Here is an 8,236-nt window from a genome sequence, read left to right on the forward strand (position 1 = left end):
GGGTTGGAGGATTCCTTTCCCGCGAGCGATCCGCCTTCGGTGGTGTCCACGACCATTTCAGGCGGAGCAAAGAAGCTGGTTGGGACCGACGAGGTTCTGGAGAAGCAGCGGCGACAAGCGTCCAGCAAGGAAGATCGCTCGTAGACCGCGGTGCCGGCTGGGTTGGCGGCAAACCAAAGAGTGCGGACGCGCCAACGGAAACAGCTGACGCCATCGCATCAAAGTTTGACAGCCGCCTCCCGCGCCCAGAGCCGCAGTTTGCGGCATGACTGCACAAACGCAGCTACCGAAGCTGCCGAATCCAGCCGCCTCAGCCCCTCATCGGCATCGGGAGCGACGCCTGCTTTGATCAGGAGCGGCTCGGCCCCGGAGGTGAAGCCGATGAACTTGCAATGCGCAAACGCATCAGACACGAAATCCTTCGCAGCGGCCTCCGTGACCAGTAGCTCGGCGCCCGCCTCGGAGAGGAGCAGCACCACCGCGTCGAACAAAACGGATGGACCGCCGTCGATCATGTGCCTTGCCTCGATGTGGGTGCCGTCGGCGGCTTCGACGCCGCCCACCTTGGGCGCAACCACCTCCATCACCGCGCCTTCCGCTTCGATGGCGGAACGAAGTTCCTCGAACAGCGCGACATCGGCTCCATCGCTGAGCATGACACCGACTTTGCGGCCTTCGAAACTGTCGGGCCCGTTTTGGATGATGCTGAGCGCCGGCGACGGCGGCAAGTCATCGCGCGGTGGAACGGCGGCTTCGGCAGGTTCGGGCATGTCACGGATGCCGAGCTTGTCGGCGACCGTGGTCGCCAGCGTTTCATCGATGTTCAACAAATGCGAAACCATGCGTTCGCGGATCGCCGGTGCCTGGACCTTGCTCAGTTCAAACGTCAGCGCCATCGCGATGTGACGCTGCTCCGGTGGTGTCTGGCTGTTGAAGAATTGCCGGGCCTGGCTGTAGTGATCGGCGAAGCTCTCCGCGCGCAGACGTACTTTCTGCCCTTGTTCGGCATCGGAGAAAGAACGGAAGCCACGCTGCGGATCCTCGCGCGGTCCCAGTCCCCATGAGTTAGGTTCATAGTTGGCGCGACCGGCCGGATTGCGCATGGCCATGTGCCCGTCCTGTTGAAAATGGGCGAACGGGCACTTCGGCGCATTGACCGGCAGATGGGTAAAGTTCGGACTGCCCAGCCGCTTCAATTGGGTATCGAGATAGGAGAAGTTGCGGCCCTGCAGAAGCGGATCGTTGGAGAAATCGATTCCGGGCGGCACATTCTGCGTCATGAATGCAACCTGCTCGGTCTCGGCGAAGAAATTATCCGGCATCCGGTCGAGCACCAGCCGACCGACCGGAATTGGTTCGAGAACCTCTTCGGGAATGATCTTCGTTGCGTCCAGGATATCGAAGTCAAAACTGTCGGCAAACGCCTGATCGAACAGTTGCACCGTCAACTCCCATTCCGGGAAATTGCCGGCCTGTATGGCCTCCCACAGATCGCGGCGATGGAAGTCGGGATCGGCGCCGTTGATCTTGACCGCCTCGTTCCAGACCACCGATTGCATGCCGAGCTTGGGTTTCCAGATGAACTTGACGAAGGTGGATTCGTCCTTGGCGTTGACGAGGCGGAACGTATGCACACCGAAGCCTTGCATGAAGCGGAAGGAACGCGGGATGGCGCGATCCGACATGATCCACATCACCATGTGCATCGATTCCGGCATCAGGCTGATGAAGTCCCAGAAATTGTCGTGCGCCGTCTGTGCCTGCGGAAAAGCACGGTCGGGCTCCTGTTTGGCGGCGTGGATCAGATCGGGAAACTTGATGGCGTCCTGGATGAAGAAGACCGGAATGTTGTTGCCGACCAAATCCCAATTGCCTTCCTTGGTGTAGAGCTTGACCGCAAAGCCGCGCACGTCGCGGGCGAGATCGAACGAGCCCTTGTTGCCGGCAACCGTCGAGAAACGAACGAATGCCGGCGTCTTTTCACCAGCTCGCTGGAAAATGTCGGCACGTGTGTATTTGGCCAGTGAGTCGTAGGTCTCGAAATAACCATGCGCGCCATAGCCGCGGGCATGGACGACCCGTTCCGGGATGCGTTCGTGGTCGAAGTGGAAAATCTTCTCGCGAAAGTGAAAGTCTTCGATCAGCGATGGTCCGCGTTCACCGATCCGCAATGTGTTTTGGTCGTCGGAGACAGGCGTTCCGAGCGCCGTGGTAAGGACAGGCGTGTCGTCTCCCGCGACCTGGTGCAACTCGCCGCCATTTCCGCGCGCGCTATTCTGATCCAGTCCACTTGCCGATTGGCGAGCGGAGGGGCGAGCGGATTTGGCCATGACAGGTCCTCGATCGATACTGGAAGGTTAAAGTGGCAAGCCATCAAACTGCCGGTGAACGGCTTTGTTCCCGTAAAAAAGCGGACGCTGTAGATACCACTGTCGAAGGAGGCGTCGCTGCTGCGGTGATGGTATGCGCCGATCGCATGACAGATATCTCCGCCCGCGAAGAATTATGAAGAGTTGTCTCCAGCAAGAGGAACGAACCAAACTTCCATGCATTTAGCTGAGGCTGCGTTCACACACTCTTTCTGCTGGGAGCTGGACCATTGTCATCCGGAGGCTGCCTTTTGGCCGACCAGGAAACCAATGAAGTTTCCATCGTTGACCTGATACCCGCCCTGCGGGCATTCGCCCGCACCTTCTGCCGCGTCCCCGACGATGCTGACGATCTCGTGCAGGAGACACTGACCAAGGGTCTCGCCAACATCGACAAGTTCGAACCCGGTACGCGAATGAAGTCGTGGCTCTTCACCATCATGCGCAACACCTATTATACCCGGGTCAAGATCGCTGCCCGGGAGGCGCCAGGCCTGCTCGACTGCGCCTCTTCGAGACCAATTTCGGAAGCCACCCAGGAATGGACCGTTCAGAGCAGGGAAGTTCACGGCGCCATTCAAAGACTGCCTGAACACCAACGCGAGGTGCTGATGCTGATCGGCGTTTTGGGAGTGAGCTACGAGGAAACCGCCGACATATGCGGTTGCGCGGTCGGGACGGTCAAAAGCCGCCTGAACCGTGCGCGCGCCAACATCCTTGAACTCCTAGGGGAGAGTTCGCTGGAGACATTGATGGAGAGGAGAAACCAGCTGTCGGACGGTCAGCTCGACGTCGAGGTCGACAGCCGCAGATAGTCAGTTGTTCACGTCGCGCCGACGCTTCTCGACGAGCGCGTTCTGCAATTCGATCGCCAGCTTGGTGAGGCGGTCCGGAATCTTTTCCTGCTCTATGGCTGCCAGCAGGGAGGCAATCTCCCGATCCACCGCCATCTCGACATGCGGATCCGCGGTATCGTCGCTCGAACGAGACATCACATTCTCTTGATAGCGGTCCCTTGATCGTAGTGTGGTGATAAGCGCCCGGCATTACAAGCCTGTGTCCACCGCCGAGAAGCTGACCGGCGGACCCTTGCACAGGTTTATTTCCTTGCTCCTTGGTCGCCCCGCGGACCACAGGCCCGCGCGGTGGCGTTCAGTCCTTCGGCAATCGATTAGCGGCGTAATCCTTCGGACTTGATCCGATTGCCGTCCAGCCCGCGCTCCTCCTTCGAATCGAGGACACTCGTTGGTGCCCTTTGCTCGACATCCGAACTGGCATCGTGCTGTAATGTTCCGTCTCACCGAGCGAGCAAAAAAGCGTTGCCATCCCATGATCGAAACGGCTTCTCACCGTCGATGAGGACCCGCAATTGATGAGCTTGCGCCAGACGGCCGATATCGTCGCGGTCTGAGAAAAGCGATCCGCGATAGGAATAGTTCAGCAAGGCGAGCCAGCCCGGCCGTTTCAGAACGCGCGCAATTTCTTCGAAATGCCGCTCTGCCATGCCGGCCAGAACCAGATAGGGAAAGCTGTCGACCGCCAGCACGCAATCGAAACTGGCATCGTCGAAATCGGCCAGATCGAGACCGGAGGTTTGTCGTAACTCGACATTGCCGAGTGCGGCGCATTGCTCTGAGGCGATGGAGATCATTCGCGACGATATATCGATACCGACCATCCGCTTGAAGGATCTGCACAGCGCACGCTCGAAACGGCCGATGCCGCAACCGATGTCGAGAATGCTCCGTTCCCTTCCGGTGAATTCTCGGGCTTCCAGCCATGCGACGATTTCGTTGGTCGTGGCTGTGAGCCTTTCCACATCGCCGAGGGATGCCAGTTGGACACTCGCGGCTCCCGAAATCGCTGCCGCGGCATCGAAGCTGGACGCCAGCCGCATGACGACAGCGGCATTCGTCTCGTCCTCATTGCGCTCATGGCGAACGGCGCCGCCCGTCGCTCGCAACATGGCAAAGACGTCTGGTTTGCAGCGCAGCAGTCCGGCGACCTTCCGCAATCTTGCCGCGTCGCCGGTATCCGCCGGACGGACTTTCAGCACGACCTCCGCCAATTCCGCTGCCCCAATTGTGGGCGGCAGGTGGAGCGCCAGCCTGACGAGAACACCTTCGGCGCAAATACCGTCGGCCATGCAGTCTTCAACCGCCAGCCTGACCGATGTCCGGCGCTGGGCGCCTTTCGGTGCGGTTACACTCATGGGTCAACTCCGCGTCCAGACCCTGCGCATCGTCCACCTGTCGGCGGCGCCCCAGCCATATTTGTAGGCCTCCTGGCCGCGCAGGAAATCGAACTCGCGCGCATCTTCACGGATCGACTCCACGATTGCGTGGCCAATCAGGATCGCGCCCGGGCTCTCCTCGGCATAAGCAGGGTCGAACCCACCCAGATAAGCGTAGGCACGGCCGCGGTGGTGAAATCCGTAATAGGCACCGATGGTCCTGTCATCGATCGCGAGCAGCCAGCATCGCACCAGACCATGAGCATCGAGCAAGGGAAGCGAGAGCCGATGGAATTGCTCGACGGCGGGGTTGGCCAACACACCCCCTCCGTGTTCGGCCCATCGCACATTGTGCAGGCGGATCAATTGATCGAGGAAGGTTTGCGGACTGCCGTTTGCCGATGACAGCGCAATCCGGCCGCATCTTGATGCCGCCTGGCGCGCCCGACGCAACTGGCGTCTGCGTCTTGCGGGGACGCAGCCTGCCAGCGTTTCGTCGCCGGCGATGGCGAGCACGGGGCAGGCGGCATGGGCGGTCGGCCGATCCATCTCGGGATGCTTCATCGCAAGGGCGACGCTGTCCTGCGGCAAGTCCGACAAGATCCATTGCGCCCACCCGATCGAGAAGATCGACTCGCTGATAATGCCGACAACCTCGGCTTCGATCCCAGGGACAGCCAGGATGTCCAGATAGTCGCTGAGCGAAATGCCGACCGGAAGCAGCTTCGAACCGGCCGTCCCGTGCTCGAGATAGAGCGGCGCCAGCCCGACCAGATCGCCGCCGCGCCAGACCGCGACTGTCGCCAGTTCACCGGGTGCGAATGCGTGCCACCATGGCACCAGCCAGGCGGGAGATTGAAACGGCGTCGCCGAGGGACTCTGCTGCCACAGTTTCCACCAGTGCGGCGTCAAGGCGTCGAACTGCGCGGGGTCACCGATGATTTCGCAGCGCAGCACCGCTTTGCTCACGGCGTCGCAGCCAAGCGCCGGCGACCAGTGCCAAGCTGTGCCAGCGCCTGATAGGCATCCATGTAAGACGAGATCATCCGTTCCAGCGAAAATCGCCGTCGCGCCTCCGCCCTGCATGTCTCGGCATCCAAGCTGGGCGCCGCAAGAATGGCTTGGGCCATCTCGTCGACCGTGTCGACGAGAAAGCCCGTCCTGCCGTGCTCTATGACGTCGGGAAGCGCACCATTTGGAAAGGCGACTACCGGGGTCCCGCAGGCGAGGGCCTCCATGGCCACAAGCGAGCTGGTCTCGGCTGCGAGGCTCGGAATGACCAGACAGCGCGCTGCGTTGAGAAAGCGTCGCTTGGCGGTGAAGCCGAGCGGGCCAAGGAAGCGGCGGCGGCCATCGAGGCGAGATTGGACCTCGTCGCGAAAGTACCGCGTATGCGTTTCGTAGGGATAGACCTTACCGCCGACGACCAGCGGAACGCCTGCTAGTTTGGCTGCATCGAGCGCCAGGTGAATGCCCTTCTCCGGGCAAACCCGGCTCAGAACCAGGGCAAAGTCGCGCTTCGGCTGCGGCAGGTTCAGTGCTTGGATGTCGACGCCGTTCGGAATCGGTGCCGTCAGCCTGGCGCCTGATGGCGCGGTTTTCTGCTGGCTGGGTGAGACCGCATGAAGCCAGAGGTCGCCACGCGTCGGGCGCAATGCCGCGGCCGGATACCAATCCAACGGCAGGTGGAGGGTCACCAAGGTCGGACCATCGTCGGGCAGATAAGCGTCGAAATCGATGCCGTGCAGATGAACCACATCGATGGGCCATCGGGCGCGGGCAGCGGCGATCGCTTTGCGATGGGCCTCTTGCGCGCGGCGCTTCGCCGCCTCGTCGAGCATGCCGTTTTCGGCCGGTATTTCCACAAGCGTGCCGCTCGTGCTGGAGCCACGGCAAGCAATGACGATAGATCGATGGCCGGCGTGAACCAACGCCCGATCGAGCATCGACAGAACCTGTTCGGCACCGCCGACAGCGTCGGGTCCGACGGGCGCGAGAGGGTAGGCGACATTGAGGACGGTGAGTGTCGCGGCCGGTTGCGTCCCGGTGCCCTGCGCCGCATCCCCACCTGTCAGTGGTGTTGCGAAGTCCGGCATCTGATGCATGGGCAGCATGACGATTTCACGCGGCCGAGGCCCGCCGCGTGGGGAGCGAGGCGGATGTCATGCCAGGCGCATAGCGGCGGATCATGGTTGAGCAGAATTCCGCGAACTCCTCCGGCACCAGTGGCGGGCTGGTGTGGTGGGGCATCATTCCGCGATGCTGAGGTGTGAAGCAGAAGGTGACCGTCACGTCGAAATCGGCGAGTGCTTCCATCTGCCGGTCGAACCAGTCCAGCGCATTCGGCCGAAAACTGTCCGCCCAGGAAAGCCCGGTACGCATATTGGTGACACCCAGCCGCTTCAGCCAGGCGACAGCGTCGTCCAGCCGCGGATCTTCGAAATGAAACCACTGCACCAGTCCCATTGCGGGTGTATAGCGCAGGAATTCCTCCAGCGCGGGCTTTGGCGTGCCGTCCTGGCGCAGCAGCCCCATATGGAAATGACGGTAATAAGAGGAGCCTTCGGCTTCGCGGTGACGCGTCGTTGCTTCCCATTCACGCGGAAGATCGTAGAGGCTGTACCACTGGACGCGTGGTGCATTGCCGAGCAGCAATTCAGCTGTTCGCTTGAGCCCCCAGACCTGGATTTCCTCGGCGCCGAAGGTCGATACGCCGACTTCGCTGACCCAGATGGGAAGGTCGGTGACGGTCGCGATCTCGCCGATCTTCTGCGGCCATTCCTGGATTTGCCACAGGTTCCAGTCGAGCGGAAAGCCGTGCACGGCGACGGCGTCGACATGATCCAGCACGCCGAATTCCTTCATGCGGGTGATGAATCCCGGGTCTATCGGCGAGATGCCACCGAGCACTTTGGTCAAAGCCGGGTTTTCAGATGCGATTGCGTCCGCCGCCAGGATTGCCATCCTGGCGAAGCGGCTCCAGTCGGGGTCGAGCTCGGGATCCCAATGCGATTTGTTGTTGGGCTCGTTCCAGATCATCGCGGCTTCAATCATGGCGCTGTCCTTTCGAGGGGTAGACGGGACCGCCACTGGCCGGGTCGCCTGCGGCCCGGCAGAAATAGACCTCCTGCTCAGGGTGCAGAACGATCTCGAAACCGGCGCTGCGCAGCATCGCTTCGGTGCAGGCTCGATTGGGTATCCACCAGTTGGTCGGGTCGTCGGCATAGCGGTGCTCGATGAAATGGAGCTTGGGAAATTCCGGCCGGTCGAACAGGTCATGCGTCCAGAAATGATAGTTCTCTTCCATCTCGGGAAGATCGGTGCTGCCGCGCTGCATGGACTGGAAGATCATCAGATCACCGGCGACATGCTCACGGATAAGGTCGAGCGCAAGCAACGGGTGGCGCAAGTGATAAAGCACCCCCATGAACAGCACGATATCGAATGTTTCGCGCAGGGCGCCGACGTCGTAGACCGACAGTTTCTGGAATTCGATCTCGCAATTGGCGATCTCGGCGGCAAAGCGGGCCTGCGCCAGATAAGCCTCATCGAAATCAATGCCGAGGACACGGGCAGCACCTCGCCGTTTCATCTCGATGGAATAGAAGCCGGCATTGCAGCCGATATCCAACAC

At 61.1% G+C, this 8,236-nt stretch carries 8 protein-coding genes; 1 reads left to right on the plus strand and 7 read right to left on the minus strand.

What is annotated here, in order from left to right; translation table 11 throughout:
* Positions 1 to 218: 218 nt before the first annotated feature.
* Positions 219 to 2,330 (minus strand): catalase, encoded by a 2,112-nt coding sequence (locus tag ENZ74_RS13645; protein ID WP_063170145.1) that lies wholly within the window; start codon positions 2,328 to 2,330, stop codon positions 219 to 221.
* A gap of 290 nt (positions 2,331 to 2,620) precedes the next feature.
* Here ENZ74_RS13645 and ENZ74_RS13650 point away from each other — a divergent pair, with 290 nt between their 5' ends.
* The gene (locus ENZ74_RS13650; RefSeq protein ID WP_013533212.1) at positions 2,621 to 3,184 is read left to right on the plus strand and encodes a sigma-70 family RNA polymerase sigma factor; all 564 of its coding nucleotides are present in this window, start codon (positions 2,621 to 2,623) and stop codon (positions 3,182 to 3,184) included.
* Here ENZ74_RS13650 and ENZ74_RS13655 read toward each other — a convergent pair whose 3' ends face one another.
* From ENZ74_RS13655 to ENZ74_RS13680, 6 genes are all read right to left on the minus strand, one after another.
* Positions 3,185 to 3,361, minus strand: coding sequence for a hypothetical protein (locus tag ENZ74_RS13655; protein WP_081714227.1), 177 nt, complete (start codon positions 3,359 to 3,361; stop codon positions 3,185 to 3,187). It lies immediately after the preceding gene.
* Positions 3,362 to 3,666: 305 nt separating this feature from the next.
* The gene (locus ENZ74_RS13660) at positions 3,667 to 4,581 is read right to left on the minus strand and encodes a class I SAM-dependent methyltransferase (RefSeq protein WP_063170146.1); all 915 of its coding nucleotides are present in this window, start codon (positions 4,579 to 4,581) and stop codon (positions 3,667 to 3,669) included.
* Positions 4,582 to 4,584: 3 nt separating this feature from the next.
* The gene (locus tag ENZ74_RS13665) at positions 4,585 to 5,571 is read right to left on the minus strand and encodes a GNAT family N-acetyltransferase (protein ID WP_063170147.1); all 987 of its coding nucleotides are present in this window, start codon (positions 5,569 to 5,571) and stop codon (positions 4,585 to 4,587) included.
* Positions 5,568 to 6,716: a glycosyltransferase gene (locus tag ENZ74_RS13670; RefSeq protein WP_082826655.1), complete on the minus strand. Its 1,149-nt coding sequence runs from the start codon at positions 6,714 to 6,716 to the stop codon at positions 5,568 to 5,570. Before ENZ74_RS13670 ends, ENZ74_RS13665 begins: the two co-directional genes overlap by 4 nt.
* A 7-nt stretch (positions 6,717 to 6,723) precedes the next feature.
* A complete protein-coding gene (locus ENZ74_RS13675; protein ID WP_063170148.1) occupies positions 6,724 to 7,656 on the minus strand; it encodes a hypothetical protein in 933 nt (310 codons plus the stop codon).
* On the minus strand, positions 7,649 to 8,236 hold a 588-nt coding region (locus ENZ74_RS13680; protein ID WP_127312811.1), incomplete at its 5' end, for a DUF1698 domain-containing protein. The genes ENZ74_RS13675 and ENZ74_RS13680, both read right to left, overlap by 8 nt.

The organism is Mesorhizobium sp. M7A.F.Ca.CA.002.15.2.1, assembly GCF_003998715.1.
GTDB classification, from domain to species: domain Bacteria; phylum Pseudomonadota; class Alphaproteobacteria; order Rhizobiales; family Rhizobiaceae; genus Mesorhizobium; species Mesorhizobium ciceri.